The following is a 15,301-nucleotide window of genomic DNA, read 5'->3' on the forward strand; positions in this document are numbered from 1 at the left end:
CTATGAAATTAAAAAGAACATAAGGGGAGGAAGGGAATGGACGATACACATTATTCCATATCAGAGGCCGGTAAGCTGGTCGGTGTGGAATCCCATGTGCTCAGGTACTGGGAGGACGAGCTGCAGCTGAATATACCAAGAAATGGAAAAAGTCACCGGTACTATACGGGGCTTCATATTCGTTTATTTCAGAAGATAAAAGAGCTGAAGGAAAAAGGATATCAGCTGAAAGCCATCGAACAGGTTCTTAATAAAATGCTTGAAGGAGATGAGAACGTGGATGTGGACGAGATTTTAGAGAAGAATGCAGTTCATATTTTAAAGGAGGGAAGCACAGAGAAGCTGGATGAGAAAGCGCCTGGACTTCGCGTCCTTCCAAAGCCCAGTGAGGAGGGCACTGTAATCAATCAGGAAAAACTGGATCAGTTCCAGGAGCTCATGAACCACATTATCGGCAATGCGATTGGACAGGCCATGAAGCAGAGCAGCGAGGCGATGAGCAGCGAGATTAGCCGCCAGGTCAGCAATCATATGGTTCAGGAGCTGGAGTATATGATGCGTGTAAACGATGAGCGGGAGGAAGATAGGTTTAAGATGCTGGATGAAACCCTGAGAACCTATCAGAGAGAAAGCAAGGGAAAAGCGGAGGCAGCTGCCACAAAGCTTCCGTTTTTCAGAAGGCGGAAATCAGGGAGAAAAAGCGGATAAATAGAAGGATAAGGGAAACGGGCGCTGCGGAACAGGATTCAGAGCGCCCGTTTGGTGTATCTATTCTTCTAACTCGCTGCAGGCTTTTACAAAGGCTGTAAACAGGCGGCAGGCAGCCGGATCCTGCTCCCAGAGATATTCCGGGTGCCACTGAACTCCTATCAGGAAGGGATATTCCGGCATTTCCACACATTCTACCAGGCCCTCCGGGCCGTGTCCGGAAGCAATCAGTCCTGGCGCTACGGTACGGACAGCCTGATGATGCATACTGTTTACCTTCAGGGTATCACACTGGGAAATTTCTGCCAGAAGGGTTCCCGGAGTAACTGTTACCGTATGAGAAGGAATCTCATATCCAAAGGGCTGGGTGTGGGCTACAGGAAATTTCTGGGGAAACTGACTGGGAATATCCTGGTAAATGTCACCGCCCAGACCGATATTTAAAACTTGTGCGCCGCGGCATACGCCGAGAATTGGTTTGCGGGCAGCCATGGCCAGCTTCAGGAGAGAAAACTCCATCTGATCCCTCCGAAGACAGACGTTTCCGCAGTGATGCTGGGTTTCTTCTCCAAAGAAAAAGGGATGAACGTCCGGGCCGCCGGTAAATAAAACGCCATCGGCAGTTTTCAGCAGAAGCGCCAAATCTTCTTCCTCCAGATCCAGAGGAAGGATGACGGGGACGGCACCGGCATGGCGGACTGCTTTTAAAAATGCCGGACGCATGTAGGGTTCGTCGCGTTCTGTATTGAAATAGGGTGTCAGAAGGATAACAGGTTTTTTTGATGTCATTGCAATAATCTCCTAATATTAGATTTCCATAGATAGAAAAAGAAATACCCCCTCCGCATATACGGAAGGGGTATCTGGTGTCTTTTAATTATTCCTCGCTGATAGCGCCGGTCGGGCAAACGCCTGCACAGGTTCCGCAGGAAATGCAAGCATCAGCATCGATAACGTACTGGCTGTCACCCTGAGAAATAGCACTTACCGGGCACTCACCCTCACAGGTACCGCAGCTAACGCAAGAATCAGAAATTACATATGCCATGATTTTATCCTCCTTGAGTATTCTATAACTTTCGTTGTTCTTTCATTCTATACTATCTCAGCAAAATATTCAAGTGGAAAATCATGTGTCTGTGAACAAAATAAGGAACAATTGGCAGTCTTGTTATTTCAGGGATTGGCTGGAGGCTCTGGTTTTACGGATGGCGCTTAAAATCAGCTGTCTGGCAGCCAGAGCCTGTGATTTTTCCAGAGGAGGAGTATCCTTTAAAACATAATCGATACCCAGTTTTTCGTACTTTGTCTTTCCCATATCATGATAGGGAAGTACATCCAGAGCTTTTACATTGTTCAGACTGGCAATAAACTGGCCCAGGCGAGACAGCTCTGTCTGATCAAAGGTAATGCCCGGTACAACTACATGGCGAATCCAGACAGGAATATTGTGCTCATCCAGATAACGGGCAAATGCAAGGATAGGTTCTAAGGGCTGTCCTGTCAGCTTTCTGTGTCCCTCGGGATCAATGTGTTTAATATCCAGCATGACCAGATCTGTAACGGAAATTAACTGATCGAACAGGTTCATCCGTTTTTTATTTTCCGGCTGAAAGGTAATGCCGGAGGTGTCCAGACAGGTGTGAATTCCCCGTTTTTTTGCTTCGGAAAACAGTTCTGTCACAAATTCAATCTGAACCAGCGGATCGCCGCCGGTTGCTGTTATACCGCCTTTTTGATAAAAGGAACGGTTTTTTTCATACTGTTCCATAATCTGCGGCACTGTTATTTCTGTGCCGCCGCCTATTTTCCAGGTGTCCGGATTATGACAGTACTGACACCTCATGGGACAGCCCTGAAAAAAGACAACGAGACGGACACCTGGTCCGTCTACAGTGCCGAAGCTTTCAATGGAGTGGATATGTCCAACCATAGAATTTGCCTCCTGGTAAATTATGATAAAACGTAACTATTCAGGACAAGAAGATGCCCCGTCCTGAACAGTTACGATAAAACCGACTTTAATTAGATGTTGCCGTGGAAGGTACGGGAAATAACCTCGTCCTGCTGTTCCTTGGTCAGCTTATTAAAGTTTACTGCATAACCGGATACACGAACGGTCAGCTGAGGATATTTTTCCGGATGAGCCTGTGCGTCCAGCAGAGTTTCTTTAGTAAATACATTTACATTCAGGTGATGTCCGCCCTTGACTGCGTAGCCGTCTAACAGGGATACCAGGTTATCAATCTGTGCGTCGCTTGCATGTGTCATAAGAATAGTCCTCCTTTTATCTGAAATCATTATCAGGTATGAATGATGAACAATCAGCTGTGACTGATGTTTAATCTCTGTCGCCGATTCCGTCCATCAGATTGGGAATGGAGCAGGCAGTATCAATGCCGCATTCCAGATCCACATCAATATCACCCATAAACAACTGGTCCTCTTTTCCAAGTGCGCCGGGGATAATGGAGAAGGTATTGGAAATACCATCCTGCGCGTCCTTAAAGGGCAGCTTGGCTACAGAAGCAAGGGATGCGACTGCGCCGTGGGTATCCCGGTGATGCATGGGATTTGCGCCGGGAGCGAAGGGCTGTCCGCCTTTTCTTCCGTCCGGTGTGGAGCCGGTTGCCTTTCCGTAAACAACATTGGAAGTAATGGTCAGGATAGAAGTAGTGGGGATACCGCCGCGGTAGCAGTGATTCCGTTTTACATAGTTCATAAAATCATGGACAATGTCAACAGCAATCTGGTCTACCCGGTCGTCATCGTTTCCGTATTTGGGGAAGTCTCCTTCTACTTCGTAGTCAACTACGATGCCGTTTTCATCACGAACGGTTTTTACTTTGGCATATTTGATGGCAGACAGGGAGTCTGCAACAACAGACAGGCCGGCAATACCGGTTGCAAACCAGCGGGTTACCTTATGATCGTGAAGAGCCATCTGCAGACGCTCGTAGCAGTATTTGTCATGCATATAGTGGATGATGTTCAGGCTGTTTACATAAACACCGGCCAGCCACTGCATCATATCGTGGTAGCGATCCATAACCTCATCGTAATCCAGATACTCAGAGGTAATCGGACGGTATTTCGGTCCTACCTGCTTTTTGCTGACCTCATCTACACCGCCGTTGATTGCGTACAGAAGACATTTGGCCAGGTTGGCACGGGCTCCGAAGAACTGCATTTCTTTTCCGATCCGCATGGAGGATACGCAGCAGGCAATCGCATAATCATCGCCGTGGGTAACACGCATCAGGTCATCATTTTCATACTGGATGGAGGATGACTCAATGGAGGTCTTTGCACAGAAACGCTTAAAGTTTTCCGGAAGACGTACAGACCAGAGTACAGTCAGGTTTGGTTCCGGAGCAGTGCCCAGGTTCTGCAGAGTATGCAGATAACGGAAGGACATCTTTGTTACCATGTGGCGTCCGTCAATACCTACACCGCCTACAGATTCAGTTACCCAGGTAGGATCGCCGGAGAACAGCTCGTTGTATTCCGGGGTACGGGCAAATTTTACAAGGCGCAGCTTCATAATAAAATGATCCACGAATTCCTGAATCTGCTCCTCTGTATAGCGTCCTTCTGCCAGATCGCGCTCTGCGTAGATGTCAATAAAGGTGGAGGTACGTCCTAAGGACATGGCAGCTCCGTTCTGCTCCTTAACAGCAGCCAGATAGCCAAAATAGGTCCACTGGATAGCTTCTTTTACATCAGTTGCCGGCTTGGAAATATCAAAGCCGTAGATGCGTCCCAGCTCCTTCAGCTCTTTTAAGGCACGAATCTGCTCGGACAACTCCTCGCGGTCGCGGATAATAGTAGAATACATGGTGCTGCGGGTGGTGGATTTCTGTTCCTCTTTATCTTCAATCAGGCGGTCTACACCATACAGGGCAATCCGGCGATAGTCGCCGATAATCCGTCCGCGTCCGTATGCATCGGGAAGTCCGGTGATAATATGGCTGGAACGGCATGCGCGCATTTCGGGAGTGTAGGCATCAAATACGCCTGCGTTATGGGTTTTTCTGTGTTTGGTGAAGAAGTCAACGATCTCCGGATCAACCTCATAGCCATTGTCAGCGCAGGCTTTTACAGCCATGCGGATGCCGCCGTAGGGCTGAAGAGAACGTTTGAAGGGCTTATCTGTCTGGAATCCCACAATCGTTTCCTTTTCCTTGTCCAGATATCCGGGACCATGGGAAGTAATGGTGGAAATAATTTTGGTGTCCATATCCAGAACTCCGCCGGCTTCCCGCTCCTTCTGGTTCAGCTCCATAACCTGATCCCACAGCTTTTTGGTGTTCTCAGTCGGGCCGGCCAGGAAGGAATCGTCGCCGTCGTAAGGGGTGTAGTTTGCCTGAATAAAGTTGCGGACATTGATTTCGCGCATCCATACTCCAGGCTGGAATGTTCTCCACTGCTCTTTCATATCAGTTACCTCCTGCGTAGATTAAAATTATGCGTAACTCTTCAGGACGGCGGGAAATCTCCGATAGTTCTTGTCCTGAACAGCTACAACTATATAGAATATAAATAAAAACAACTACATATTGCAGAATTTTCTCTGCACTGGCATTATATCTTGTGGTATAGGCTGTCGTCAAGGCAATTAAGGAGAATAATTCTCATGTTTTTGATTTTGTACAGGAACGAGATCCCATTTCCGGCATTTTTGTGTAATTTGGGTAACTCTTCAGGATGGCGGGAGAACTGGAAGAAAAATTCTTGTCAAGCTTGCTTGCAAAGGGATTTTCCTGCCAGCTCTCACATCGGAGGAATTTCCGATACTTCTTGTTCGGCTTTGCCGGACAAGAAGATGCCCCGTCCCGAACAGTTACAATTTAGGTAACAGCTCCTGGTGCTGAGTGTCCGCTGCAAGTGGGCAGGGAGATACATGGCTGAACCATTGATCATTTGGATAAAAGGAAGAAGAGATATCTTGCCAATTTGCGGGAAAAGTATTATAGTATTAACAAGTATGTCCAATAAGGAGGAAAATAATATGCAGATTAGCAAAGATATGTTGATTGGCGAGCTGATTCAGATGGACGAGCTGATTGCTCCCATGCTGATGCGCGCAGGAATGCACTGCCTGGGATGTCCGTCTTCTCAGGGCGAAAGTCTGGAAGAGGCATGCATGGTTCACGGTATTGACTGTGACACCCTGGTTGCCGGCATCAATGAAGTTCTGGCAAGCCGCTAATTGAGAAATATAGAAAGCCGCAGGCATCCGTGGATTCTGCTGGGGAATGAAACTCTTCCAGAATCCGCAAAGCCTGCGGCTTTTGCTTTAAAACAGCTATTTGTTGTTTGGGGTCATAGAAGGGACTCAGCCATTGACCAGAGCCAGCTTCTGAAGAGCCTGGTTTCTGATAATGATTTCATAATGCTCCTGATAGTACGCCTCCGTGGCAGCTTCCGGCTTTACCTTTTCTCCATACTCGGCAAGAATATTGCAGAGACGGCTGAAGGTCAGGGGATCGCAGCCCTCGCTGGAGAGAACCAGATAATAGCTGGAGGTCTGCGGGCGTTTGTAAAGAGAGTTCTTCCCTTCACAGATGCCGTTTACGATTCGGGCAGCGTCGGTAACCTGATCCAGGCTGCCGAAACGGTAAATTCGAATCTGTACTGCCGGTGCTTCTGAAGCAGTCTGTCCGTCAGCGGAAGCAGCAGCGCCGCTTTCCTTGGCCGGGGCAGAATCTGTCTGACCGGAGGAAAGTCCCAGAAGGTCGTTTTTCAAAAATTCCATCAAACCATCTGCGCCTTCCAGAAATTCGCTGGTGATACTATTATAAAGTCCTTCCTGTTCGTCCTCTGAGAGAGGAGAAAATTTGGAAAAACGAGTATCCAGCTCTTCCGGATCTTCTATTTTTGTGATGACCAGCATCACACTTTCGTTGGAAAGCGGGATTGCCTCGACCATCAGCGGAATATCCTCTGCATCAAAACCAACTTCATTGGAGGCCTTCTGAATCATTTCACGAAACAGACTGCGGGCTTTTTCACTTCCATAGGCCAGCTCTCCCAGATTCATATTGCGGACACTTAAGTCAAAGCTGGTCAGCGTACATCGTATCTGGTTTTCATTAATCCGTTCTATCTTCATAAGACCACTCCTTCCGTATTTTCCTGAGAAGCTGGGAAAAAGTCCTGCTTCCCTAATTTAATTATAGTATATGATATAGGGAAAAAGCAATTCCTATGTAACATTTTTTATAAAATTTTCCTGCGGGATTTCAATTTTTCCGGGAGGGGTGTCGAAATTAGTCGATGGATTTTATCTGCAGGCTACTTGTAAAACAGCAGAATATGTATTAGAATATGCCTACAGAGATGACGGGAAGAAAGGAGGAACGAGACGGCAGACGAAACTCTGTTTGGAAAGTATCAGATGTGCCGGATTTTGGGACGGGGACGAAGCGGAACCGTATATCTGGCCAGACACATGGAACTGGAGGAATACCGTGCCATTAAGCAGGTTGCCAAGACCTGTACGGATTACAGCCAGTTTCGAAAGGAAGCACTGATTTTAAAAACCATTCGCCATCCGGGGATACCAATTGTGTATGACTTGGAGGAGGATGAGGATTACAGTTATTTGATAGAAGAATATCTGGAGGGAAATTCTCTATATGCCCTTATTTCTGAGACAGGGCATTTTTCAAAGGCAATGACGATTCGTTATGGAATTCAGATTTGCCATCTGGTAAATATCTTGCATTCAGCAAGACCAACCCCTATTTTATATCTGGATTTACAGCCAAAGAACCTCATAATTTGCCATGACACGGTAAAGCTGATTGATTTTGATCATGCAGTTCATTTGAGTGATGCAAAAAATTTGTCACAGCGTTACGGAACAGTGGGCTGTGCAGCGCCGGAACAGTATACGGGAGATGTTTTGGACGAAAGGACGGATATCTATGCCATTGGTGCTGTTCTCCATTATATGCTGACTGGGCATTATCCCGGAGAGGGTGACGGAAAACCGCTGCAGGTGTCTGACAGTACAGGCCGAAATCTTATGCGGATTATTCGCAGATGTCTTAGTGAGGACAGGGAAAAGCGGTATGAGACAGCAGACCAGCTCTGTAGAGCCATGGAAAGGGCAGAGGCGCAGTTACAAAAGCTGGAAAAACAAAGACAGGGTATTTGGAGAAGCCATCCCGTATCATCTCTAACCATTGCCGTAGCAGGAAGCCGGCCGGGGGTCGGAACAACACATACGGCAATAGGGCTTGCAGCCTATTTAAGACGGCAGGGGATTTCTGCTGTGTATGAGGAACACAATGAGACAGGTGCCATAAGACAGCTTACTGACTGGTTTGGCGCTGGTCATGACCGCTGGGGGATTTTTGTGATACGGGGATTGCCGGTCCGTCCCTGGTATGGTTCCTGTGTTCAGCTTGAGGAGACGCCGTATCCGGTGAGAATTCTGGATTACGGATGCAGCAGAAAACAGCTTTTTAACGAACAGGCGGATTTGGAAATTCTTGTCTGTGGGGCAAAGCCATGGGAGCAGGCATCTGCTTATGAGGCCTACGGAGAATTAAAGAACTGTCCGGGTCTTATCCTTCTGATGAATCATTTCAGCAGGCAGGCTGCAGGAGGAGCATCAGGAGCAAGGTACAGAAAATCTGTTTGGGCAAAGGAAAAGCCAGTTTGCTTTCTGATGCCGGATTTCCCGGATCCCTTTTCTGGTGACAGGGCGGCAGATCAGGTGTATCAGGCAATGATGAACAGAAACGCAGCGGAAAGAAGAAAGGAAAGAGCAGGAGGAGGCATACGAAAACTGTACGGAAAAGGAAAAAATCTGTTTTTTCTTATTCTTCGGCAGCTGACTGGAAAACCTTAGGGATTATCAGCGCCGGAGGAAGAACCGGGGCAACCCATCTGGCAGTATGGACTGCCAATTATCTGACCGGAGTTCGAGGAGAAAAAACTGCAGTTCTGGAATGGAACAGTCATGGCGATTTTGAATCTATGGAGGGATTCTGCGAAGGAGAATTTACAGACAGAAAGAATAATTTTTGCGAAATCCGTCTGTGGGGCGGAAAAAAGAATGCCGGAAGTGGAAAAAAGGCTGGAAACAGAGGAAAATTGTCTTTCTGTCGAATTTTGGATGCAGATTATTATAAGCGGGCAGGAGCGGAAACCATGGCGGCCTGTCTCAATGGAAAATACCGAAGGATTATCGCTGATTATGGGGAACTGACAGGGGAAAGCTTCTGTGAATGTACCCGTTGTGATAAAAAAGTGCTGGTGGGCGCATTTAGTGAGTGGCAGATGGAGGCGTTTCTGGAAGCGGTCAGGATGATACCGGAGCATGATGAGAGCTGGCAGTGTGCGGCCGTTTTTGGCAGCGAAGAGACCAGAAAAGAATGGGAAAGACAGCTTCGGATATCCTGTATTCGCATTCCGGTTTCAGCAGATGCCTTTGCAGTGACAGCTTCAGACATGAGGTTTTTTAAACAGCTGCTGTTTTAATGGCCGCTGAAATAAAATACATAGAAAATAGCCGGCAGAGGCGGCGAAGGGGATTTGTGTCACGGCTTATACCTTCCAAAACAGTGCTGCCTCTCCGGCATTAGTGGAGGAAAAGAGTGGATAGGAAAAAAAGGCTGAATCCGGAAAGCCGCAGGGCTTATCTGGAGGGCTTAAGAAAGTACCGGGAAAAAGGAGTGCCGATACTGATAGATGGAAAAGAGGCAGATGAAAGTCAGTGGGATAAAATTTTTGAAATCCGCGAGGATGGAAGCTTTTATATGGGAGATTATGTTCTGGAGGAGGTGATGGACTGTCAGGAGCAGAAAGCAGTAAATAGGGCGGATCAGGAGTTTATAGGGGAGCCTTCTGCTGGTTATGGAAAAAGAAAGCGCTTGAAGGAAATTCGATTTGATCTGGTTTATTATCGTTAAGCAGATAAAACAGCAGTGCTTTGTGCACAGATACGGGGCGGGGCTTCAGGAGAGAATTCCAATTCAGCCTGGAAACTGAAGTCGGGGCGGGAAAATATCAGAAAAATTTAAGAGAAGACATCAGGGTTTTGTGGTATACTTTTTCCATAGGAAATATGACAGGAAAGGGAATTTTATTCTCTGGAATACAGACAGGAGGAAGTACCACAGATGAAAAAATTTATGGTCACAAGTTTGACAGTGCTGGCGACGGTTTTTCTTATCGGAGCGGCGGCAGCGGGTGTTTTTCTGTATCAGAAATTGTCTCCCTCTAAGGATATGGCGGATCAGAGCCTGTGGTATGGGGTCAGCGGCGATGAGATTGCGGTGATTTTGAATAATGAGCAGGCGGAGGGGGTTACAGGACGTGATATCAATGGTCAGGCATATTTTCCTCTGACCTGGGTGAATGATACTTTGAATGAGCGGTTTTACTGGGATCAGGAAAATCATCAGCTGATTTATGCCCTGCCGGATTCTATTGTTTATGCAGATGCGTCAACTATGGGAAGCAGCGGAAAGCCGCTGCTTGTGGAACAGGAGGATGAGGTATGGCTGACTGCCGGCTTGGTATCAGCTTATACAGATATCAGAACTTCTTTCTTTAAAGACGGAGATGCAAAAAGGGTGTTTGTGGATACCAGCTGGGAACCGGAGCAGGTTGCTGCAGTAAAAAAAGATGGAAGTGTCCGTGTACGCGGAGGAGTGAAAAGTGATATTCTTACGGCAGTGGAAAAGGACAGTACAGTTGTAGTGCTGGAAACGCTGGAAAAGTGGAGCAGAGTGCGGACCGAGGACGGTCAGGTGGGATACATTCAGAATCGCTGTCTAAAGGAGCCGGAAGTCCGGACTCTGATCAGTACCTTTCAGGCTCCGGAGTATACATCGATTTCCATGGAGGAGCCGGTAGTTATGGTGTGGCATCAGGTGACTCAGGCAGCAGCCAATAAGACAATGGAAACACTGATTTCCAATACCAGGGGAGTCAATGTTATCGCGCCTACCTGGTTTATGCTGACGGAAAATGACGGGACATACGAATCTCTTGCGAATCAGGATTATGTAAATAAAGCGCACAGCCTGGGACTTCAGGTGTGGGCAGTTCTGGATAATTTTAACAGAGGAACCAATGTGCAGTCAGAGATTCTGTTTGCCAGCACAGCAGCCAGGAAGAAGCTGATTACCAGCCTGATTGCAGATGTAGAAAAATACGGTATTGATGGAATCAATCTGGATATCGAGGGAATTAAGCCGGAGGCAGGACCGCATTATGTCCAGTTTATCAGGGAGCTGTCTGTAGAATGCCGAAACAAGGGAATTATTTTGTCTGTGGATTCTTATGTGCCTTCTGCCTATACTTCTTTTTATAACAGAGCAGAGCAGGGACAGGTGGCTGATTATGTAGTGATGATGGGATATGATGAGCATTATGCCGGAGGAGATCCGGGTTCTGTAGCATCTTTGGGGTATGAGAAAAAGGGAATTGAGGATACGCTGAAGGAGGTACCAAGAGAAAAAATTATCAGCGCAGTTCCATTTTACACCAGAATCTGGAAGGAGGAAGGTGGAAAGGTTACTTCCGATGCTATGGGAATTGCCAGAGCTCAGCAGTGGATTGCAGATAATAATGTGGAGCTTTACTGGCAGGAGGATCTGGGGCAGTATTATGGAGAAACGGTACGGGATGGAATCAAGTATACACTGTGGATGGAAGAGGCACGTTCTCTTGGGCTGAAGATGGAGCTGATCCGGAAGTACAATCTGGCAGGGGTTGCCTGTTGGAAGCTGGGATTTGAACCAGAGGAAATCTGGGATGTGATCAAACTGCCGTGAGGCATAAAGGGGGCGGTTTTATGAAAAGGAAACAGTGGAAGAGATTTTTGACCTGTGCCGGAGCGGCAGCACTTCTGACCTGCGGCGGCTGCAGCAGGACTGCCGGGATCAGTCCCTCCGATACAAAGCCCGAGGAGTCTCAGACGGAAGCCTCTGTATCAGGAACGGAAGCGGAAACAGGGACAAACATTGATGAAAGTGCAGGAGAAACAGTCGGAGAGACTGTTTTCAGTCCGACAGTTCCAGAAAGCAGTTCTGGTGAGCAGATTTTGGAAAAACCGAATGGAGAATCTGACGATGGAGGGCAGGAAGAGGAGGTTTCCTATCAGATTATTGAAAATATTATTCTGGCTACGGATATCCATTATTTTGATCCATCGCTTACAGATTATGGCCCCAGATTCCAGGAAATGGTGGAGTATGGTGACGGAAAAGTAGTTACCTATATCGATGAAATTACGGATGCTTTTTTAGAAGAAGTAATTCAGCTGCGTCCCAATGCTTTGATTCTCAGCGGAGATTTGACACTGGAGGGAGAGAAGAAAAGTCATGAAAGTCTGGCTGAAAAGCTTTATCGCGTAGAAGAGGCCGGGATTCCGGTTCTGGTGATTCCTGGCAATCACGATATCAATAATAAACGGGCGGCGCGGTATGAGGGAGAACAGAGACTTCCGGCAGAATATACCACACCGGAAGAGTTTCGCAGAATTTATCGGGATTTTGGATACGATGAAGCCATCAGCGAGGATGTGAGAAGTCTCAGCTATGTGTATCAGCTGGATGAGGAACATAGGATTATGATGCTGGATACCTGTCAGTATCGTCCGGTTGCCAAGGTGGGAGGTGCGATTTTAAGCGAGACCTATTATTGGATTGAGGAACAGCTGGAGGAGGCATGGGAGGAGGCAATGGACGTGATTCCTGTTGCACATCACAATCTGCTGGAGGAGAGCAAAATCTATGTGGATGACTGTACGATTGAGCATGGAGAACAGCTGGTGAATATTCTGGATGAATGGGATGTGAAGCTGTTTTTAAGCGGCCACCTTCATGTTCAGCATACAATGCGCTCTGAGGATAACAGAGGAGTGTGGGAGGCTGTGACTTCCTCTTTGGCAACGCCAGCCTGTCAATATGGAGTTTTAACCTGCCGGGATGATGGTTCTTATCAGTATGGAACCTGGTCTGTGGATGTGGAGTCCTGGGCCAGAGAGCATGGAAGAAAGGAACGGGATCTGCTGGAGTTTCGGAAGTTCCAGGAACCATTCCTTAGAAGGGTGTTTTATAATCAGTCAATGACGGCATTAAACGCAGTTCCTGATATTCCGGAGGACAGGAAAAAACAGATGTCGGATCTGTATGCAAGGCTTAATTATTATTATTATCAGGGAACAGCGTATCAGATTAAAAATGAAGTGCTTTCGGATCCAGCTTACCTTATGTGGCTGAATGAGGGAACTCTGACGGTGTTGGGAGAATATGTGGAATATATTGTGTCGGATGCGGTTCATGATTATAATCGTCTGATTGTGGACTGATTCTTTTTTCCGTTTCTTCAGGATATATTAGAATATAGTCTGAAGGGATGAGAGGGATTTTTGTGGAGAATCGGAAAGCGGAAATACTGATGGCGGCTATGCTGCTGACTTTTGTGTTTCTGATATCCAGGCATGCAGGGCTTATGGTATCCGGTCAGAATGTGACAGCGGGAAAAAAACAACCAGTGGTAGTTCTTGACAGTGGACATGGCGGCACGGATCCTGGAAAAATCGGAGTTGACGGAAGCCTGGAGAAGGATATTAATCTTCAGATTGCAGAAAAGGTAAAAGGCTTCCTGGAAGCATCGGATGTGACGGTTATTATGACAAGAGAGGATGATTGCGGGCTTTACCAGGAAGATGATGCCAATAAAAAAAGAGCAGATATGAAAAACCGGTGCGATAAAATCAACGAGGCGGCACCGATCCTGGCAGTCAGCATTCATCAGAACAGTTATCATGAAGAAGCCATATTTGGAGGCCAGGTATTTTATTATAAGGATTCTGCAGAAGGAAAGCGCCTGGCAGAAATCCTGCAGAAGCGTTTTGATTTTGTATTAGGAGAGAAAAACAGAAGGCTGGCAAAACCAAATGGCAATTATTATCTTCTGCTTCATGTGAAAGTACCTGTTGTGATTGTAGAGTGCGGATTTCTTTCAAACTGGGAAGAAGCAGCACGACTGAATTCAGAAGAGTATCAGCAGCGGCTGGCCTGGACTATCTATATGGGAATTATGGAATATATCAATACTTCCGGTTGACAAAATCATAGTAAAATGGTAGACTATAGGCGGTTAGATAATACTAATATCCAAACAGACATTTGAACAGATTACGAAAGGAAGAATTCTTATGAAATATATATATGCATCAAGAACAGGAAATGTAGAAAAACTGATTCAGTCTCTGGGACTGGAAGCAAAAAAACTGGCAGACGGTACAGAGAAGGCCGAGGGTGATTTTATTCTTTTTACCTATACGGACGGAAGAGGTATTGTACCTCCGGTAGTGGAGCAGTTTCTGAAAGAAAATCACAGCCTGCTAAAGGGTGTTGTAGTTTCTGGTAATATGCAGCGTCATGGAGATACGTTCTGTGCAGCCGGAGAGATTATTGCAAAAGAGTATCAGGTTCCTGTGATTGCCCAGGTTGATGGTGCCGGAAATGAATGGGATTATCGCCAGATTCGTTCCCGTCTGCAGGAGTGTGCGGAATAGGAAGAGTTGTTATATTAAAAATGGACAGATACCGGAAAGAACTTGAAAACTGGGGATTTCTATGTTATGATTCAGTTATAAATAAGTTCTTCGGGGCGGGGCGCAATTCCCCACCGGCGGTATAGTCCGCGAACCGCTTATGGCGGCTGATCCGGTGTGATTCCGGAACCGACAGTATAGTCTGGATGAGAGAAGAGATTGTGTGGCAGCAAAGCTGCTGTGATTGTCGATCAAAATATTGCCCCGGATCTTAGGATCCGGGGTTTTTGTTTTATGGGAAGTCTCTTTCCTGAAAAGCAAAAAAACGGCGGTACGGCGAAGGGGCAGACACATGATTCCTCTGGAGAATGAGCTTATATTATAATTTTCAGGAGGAAGTTATCATGAAGGAAAACAAATTAATGACAACAAAAAATGTTGTTCTGATGGGGATGTTCGGAGCTCTGGCAGGGGTGCTGATGGTATTTGAGATACCGCTGCCTTTCCTTGCTCCCAGCTTTTATGGTCTTGATATCAGTGAAGTTCCGGTTCTGGTAGGAACCTTTGCTTTAGGACCAGTGGCCGGGGCTGTTATTGAAGTTGTGAAAATCTTGGTTAAGCTGGTATTGAAGCCAACTAGCACAGGCTTTGTGGGAGAACTGGCCAATCTGACCTTTGGCTGTGCAATGGTTATTCCGGCAGGTCTGATTTATCAGTTTAAGAAAACCCGAAAAGGCGCTATGGCAGCTCTGACAGCAGGAACCCTTCTCATGTCAGCTGCAGCAATCGTGGGAAATGCGTTGGTTATGCTGCCTTTTTATTCCAATTTTATGCCATTGGAAAATATCATTGCGGCCGGGGCGGCTATTAACCCGGCAGTCAGCAATGTGTGGACTTTTGCTGTTATCTGTGTAGGGCCGTTTAATGTGATTAAGGGAATTGTGGTTTCCATGATTACGGTGCTGGTTTATAAGCATATCAGCGCTATGATTCACAGTATTGGAACAGAGAAGCGAAATGGCCAGAGCAGAAAACTGCGTGCTTAGAATTAAAAAAATAATA

General features: G+C 46.7%; 16 protein-coding genes and 1 riboswitch. Of the genes, 10 read left to right on the forward strand and 6 right to left on the reverse strand.

Annotated elements, in window-relative coordinates:
• Positions 1 to 36 precede the first annotated feature (36 nt).
• Positions 37 to 708 (forward strand): MerR family transcriptional regulator, encoded by a 672-nt coding sequence (locus ACESON_RS10790; RefSeq protein ID WP_177960028.1) that lies wholly within the window; start codon positions 37 to 39, stop codon positions 706 to 708.
• A gap of 60 nt (positions 709 to 768) precedes the next feature.
• On the opposite strand, the gene ACESON_RS10795 is transcribed toward ACESON_RS10790, so the two are convergent.
• The 5 genes from ACESON_RS10795 to pflB form a co-directional block, all read right to left on the reverse strand.
• The gene (locus tag ACESON_RS10795) at positions 769 to 1,497 is read right to left on the reverse strand and encodes a gamma-glutamyl-gamma-aminobutyrate hydrolase family protein (RefSeq protein WP_373109786.1); all 729 of its coding nucleotides are present in this window, start codon (positions 1,495 to 1,497) and stop codon (positions 769 to 771) included.
• A gap of 88 nt (positions 1,498 to 1,585) precedes the next feature.
• Positions 1,586 to 1,756, reverse strand: coding sequence for a 4Fe-4S binding protein (locus ACESON_RS10800; RefSeq protein ID WP_177960026.1), 171 nt, complete (start codon positions 1,754 to 1,756; stop codon positions 1,586 to 1,588).
• Between the two features lie 123 nt (positions 1,757 to 1,879).
• Positions 1,880 to 2,641: a pyruvate formate-lyase-activating protein gene (gene pflA / locus ACESON_RS10805; RefSeq protein ID WP_373109787.1), complete on the reverse strand. Its 762-nt coding sequence runs from the start codon at positions 2,639 to 2,641 to the stop codon at positions 1,880 to 1,882.
• Between the two features lie 92 nt (positions 2,642 to 2,733).
• Positions 2,734 to 2,979 carry an autonomous glycyl radical cofactor GrcA3 gene (gene grcA3 / locus ACESON_RS10810; RefSeq protein ID WP_177960024.1) on the reverse strand — a complete coding sequence of 82 codons (246 nt, stop codon included), beginning with the start codon at positions 2,977 to 2,979 and terminating at the stop codon, positions 2,734 to 2,736.
• A gap of 70 nt (positions 2,980 to 3,049) precedes the next feature.
• The gene (gene pflB / locus ACESON_RS10815) at positions 3,050 to 5,146 is read right to left on the reverse strand and encodes a formate C-acetyltransferase (protein ID WP_177960023.1); all 2,097 of its coding nucleotides are present in this window, start codon (positions 5,144 to 5,146) and stop codon (positions 3,050 to 3,052) included.
• Between the two features lie 573 nt (positions 5,147 to 5,719).
• Here pflB and ACESON_RS10820 point away from each other — a divergent pair.
• Positions 5,720 to 5,920 (forward strand): DUF1858 domain-containing protein, encoded by a 201-nt coding sequence (locus ACESON_RS10820; protein ID WP_177960022.1) that lies wholly within the window; start codon positions 5,720 to 5,722, stop codon positions 5,918 to 5,920.
• A gap of 126 nt (positions 5,921 to 6,046) precedes the next feature.
• Here ACESON_RS10820 and ACESON_RS10825 read toward each other — a convergent pair whose 3' ends face one another.
• Positions 6,047 to 6,823, reverse strand: coding sequence for an adaptor protein MecA (locus tag ACESON_RS10825; RefSeq protein WP_177960021.1), 777 nt, complete (start codon positions 6,821 to 6,823; stop codon positions 6,047 to 6,049).
• A 285-nt stretch (positions 6,824 to 7,108) separates the two neighbouring features.
• On the opposite strand from ACESON_RS10825, the gene ACESON_RS10830 reads away from it, so the two are divergent.
• The 8 genes from ACESON_RS10830 (at position 7,109) to ACESON_RS10865 (ending at position 15,285) form a co-directional block, all read left to right on the forward strand.
• Positions 7,109 to 8,572: a serine/threonine protein kinase gene (locus ACESON_RS10830; protein ID WP_373109788.1), complete on the forward strand. Its 1,464-nt coding sequence runs from the start codon at positions 7,109 to 7,111 to the stop codon at positions 8,570 to 8,572.
• A gap of 128 nt (positions 8,573 to 8,700) precedes the next feature.
• Complete coding sequence (locus tag ACESON_RS10835; RefSeq protein ID WP_373109789.1) at positions 8,701 to 9,204, forward strand: hypothetical protein; 504 nt, start codon at positions 8,701 to 8,703, stop codon at positions 9,202 to 9,204.
• A 116-nt stretch (positions 9,205 to 9,320) separates the two neighbouring features.
• Entirely contained in the window at positions 9,321 to 9,635 is a 315-nt protein-coding gene (locus ACESON_RS10840) for a hypothetical protein (protein WP_373109791.1), read from the forward strand.
• 210 nt (positions 9,636 to 9,845) lie between these two features.
• Positions 9,846 to 11,507 carry a glycosyl hydrolase family 18 protein gene (locus tag ACESON_RS10845; protein WP_177960017.1) on the forward strand — a complete coding sequence of 554 codons (1,662 nt, stop codon included), beginning with the start codon at positions 9,846 to 9,848 and terminating at the stop codon, positions 11,505 to 11,507.
• A gap of 20 nt (positions 11,508 to 11,527) precedes the next feature.
• Entirely contained in the window at positions 11,528 to 13,045 is a 1,518-nt protein-coding gene (locus ACESON_RS10850) for a metallophosphoesterase (RefSeq protein WP_373109793.1), read from the forward strand.
• Between the two features lie 62 nt (positions 13,046 to 13,107).
• Positions 13,108 to 13,806: an N-acetylmuramoyl-L-alanine amidase gene (locus ACESON_RS10855; protein WP_177960015.1), complete on the forward strand. Its 699-nt coding sequence runs from the start codon at positions 13,108 to 13,110 to the stop codon at positions 13,804 to 13,806.
• Between the two features lie 91 nt (positions 13,807 to 13,897).
• On the forward strand, positions 13,898 to 14,260 hold the full coding sequence (gene nrdI / locus ACESON_RS10860; RefSeq protein ID WP_177960014.1) for a class Ib ribonucleoside-diphosphate reductase assembly flavoprotein NrdI: 363 nt from the start codon (positions 13,898 to 13,900) through the stop codon (positions 14,258 to 14,260).
• 82 nt (positions 14,261 to 14,342) lie between these two features.
• Positions 14,343 to 14,461: riboswitch (FMN riboswitch) on the forward strand.
• A 182-nt stretch (positions 14,462 to 14,643) separates the two neighbouring features.
• Positions 14,644 to 15,285 carry an ECF transporter S component gene (locus tag ACESON_RS10865; RefSeq protein ID WP_177960013.1) on the forward strand — a complete coding sequence of 214 codons (642 nt, stop codon included), beginning with the start codon at positions 14,644 to 14,646 and terminating at the stop codon, positions 15,283 to 15,285.
• The last annotated feature ends 16 nt before the right edge of the window (positions 15,286 to 15,301 follow it).

Origin of the sequence: Lachnoclostridium sp. Marseille-P6806 (assembly GCF_964238185.1) — a bacterium.
In the GTDB taxonomy this organism is placed as follows: Bacteria; Bacillota; Clostridia; order Lachnospirales; family Lachnospiraceae; genus Brotaphodocola.

Excerpts from the sequence above, each read along its gene's own strand:
- ACESON_RS10790 (WP_177960028.1), top strand. The coding sequence starts at position 37 with ATGGACGATACACATTATTCCATATCAGAGGCCGGTAAGCTGGTCGGT.
- ACESON_RS10795 (WP_373109786.1), bottom strand. The coding sequence starts at position 1,497 with ATGACATCAAAAAAACCTGTTATCCTTCTGACACCCTATTTCAATACA.
- ACESON_RS10800 (WP_177960026.1), bottom strand. The coding sequence starts at position 1,756 with ATGGCATATGTAATTTCTGATTCTTGCGTTAGCTGCGGTACCTGTGAG.
- pflA (WP_373109787.1), bottom strand. The coding sequence starts at position 2,641 with ATGGTTGGACATATCCACTCCATTGAAAGCTTCGGCACTGTAGACGGA.
- grcA3 (WP_177960024.1), bottom strand. The coding sequence starts at position 2,979 with ATGACACATGCAAGCGACGCACAGATTGATAACCTGGTATCCCTGTTA.
- pflB (WP_177960023.1), bottom strand. The coding sequence starts at position 5,146 with ATGAAAGAGCAGTGGAGAACATTCCAGCCTGGAGTATGGATGCGCGAA.
- ACESON_RS10820 (WP_177960022.1), top strand. The coding sequence starts at position 5,720 with ATGCAGATTAGCAAAGATATGTTGATTGGCGAGCTGATTCAGATGGAC.
- ACESON_RS10825 (WP_177960021.1), bottom strand. The coding sequence starts at position 6,823 with ATGAAGATAGAACGGATTAATGAAAACCAGATACGATGTACGCTGACC.
- ACESON_RS10830 (WP_373109788.1), top strand. The coding sequence starts at position 7,109 with ATGTGCCGGATTTTGGGACGGGGACGAAGCGGAACCGTATATCTGGCC.
- ACESON_RS10835 (WP_373109789.1), top strand. The coding sequence starts at position 8,701 with ATGGAGGGATTCTGCGAAGGAGAATTTACAGACAGAAAGAATAATTTT.
- ACESON_RS10845 (WP_177960017.1), top strand. The coding sequence starts at position 9,846 with ATGAAAAAATTTATGGTCACAAGTTTGACAGTGCTGGCGACGGTTTTT.
- ACESON_RS10850 (WP_373109793.1), top strand. The coding sequence starts at position 11,528 with ATGAAAAGGAAACAGTGGAAGAGATTTTTGACCTGTGCCGGAGCGGCA.
- nrdI (WP_177960014.1), top strand. The coding sequence starts at position 13,898 with ATGAAATATATATATGCATCAAGAACAGGAAATGTAGAAAAACTGATT.
- ACESON_RS10865 (WP_177960013.1), top strand. The coding sequence starts at position 14,644 with ATGAAGGAAAACAAATTAATGACAACAAAAAATGTTGTTCTGATGGGG.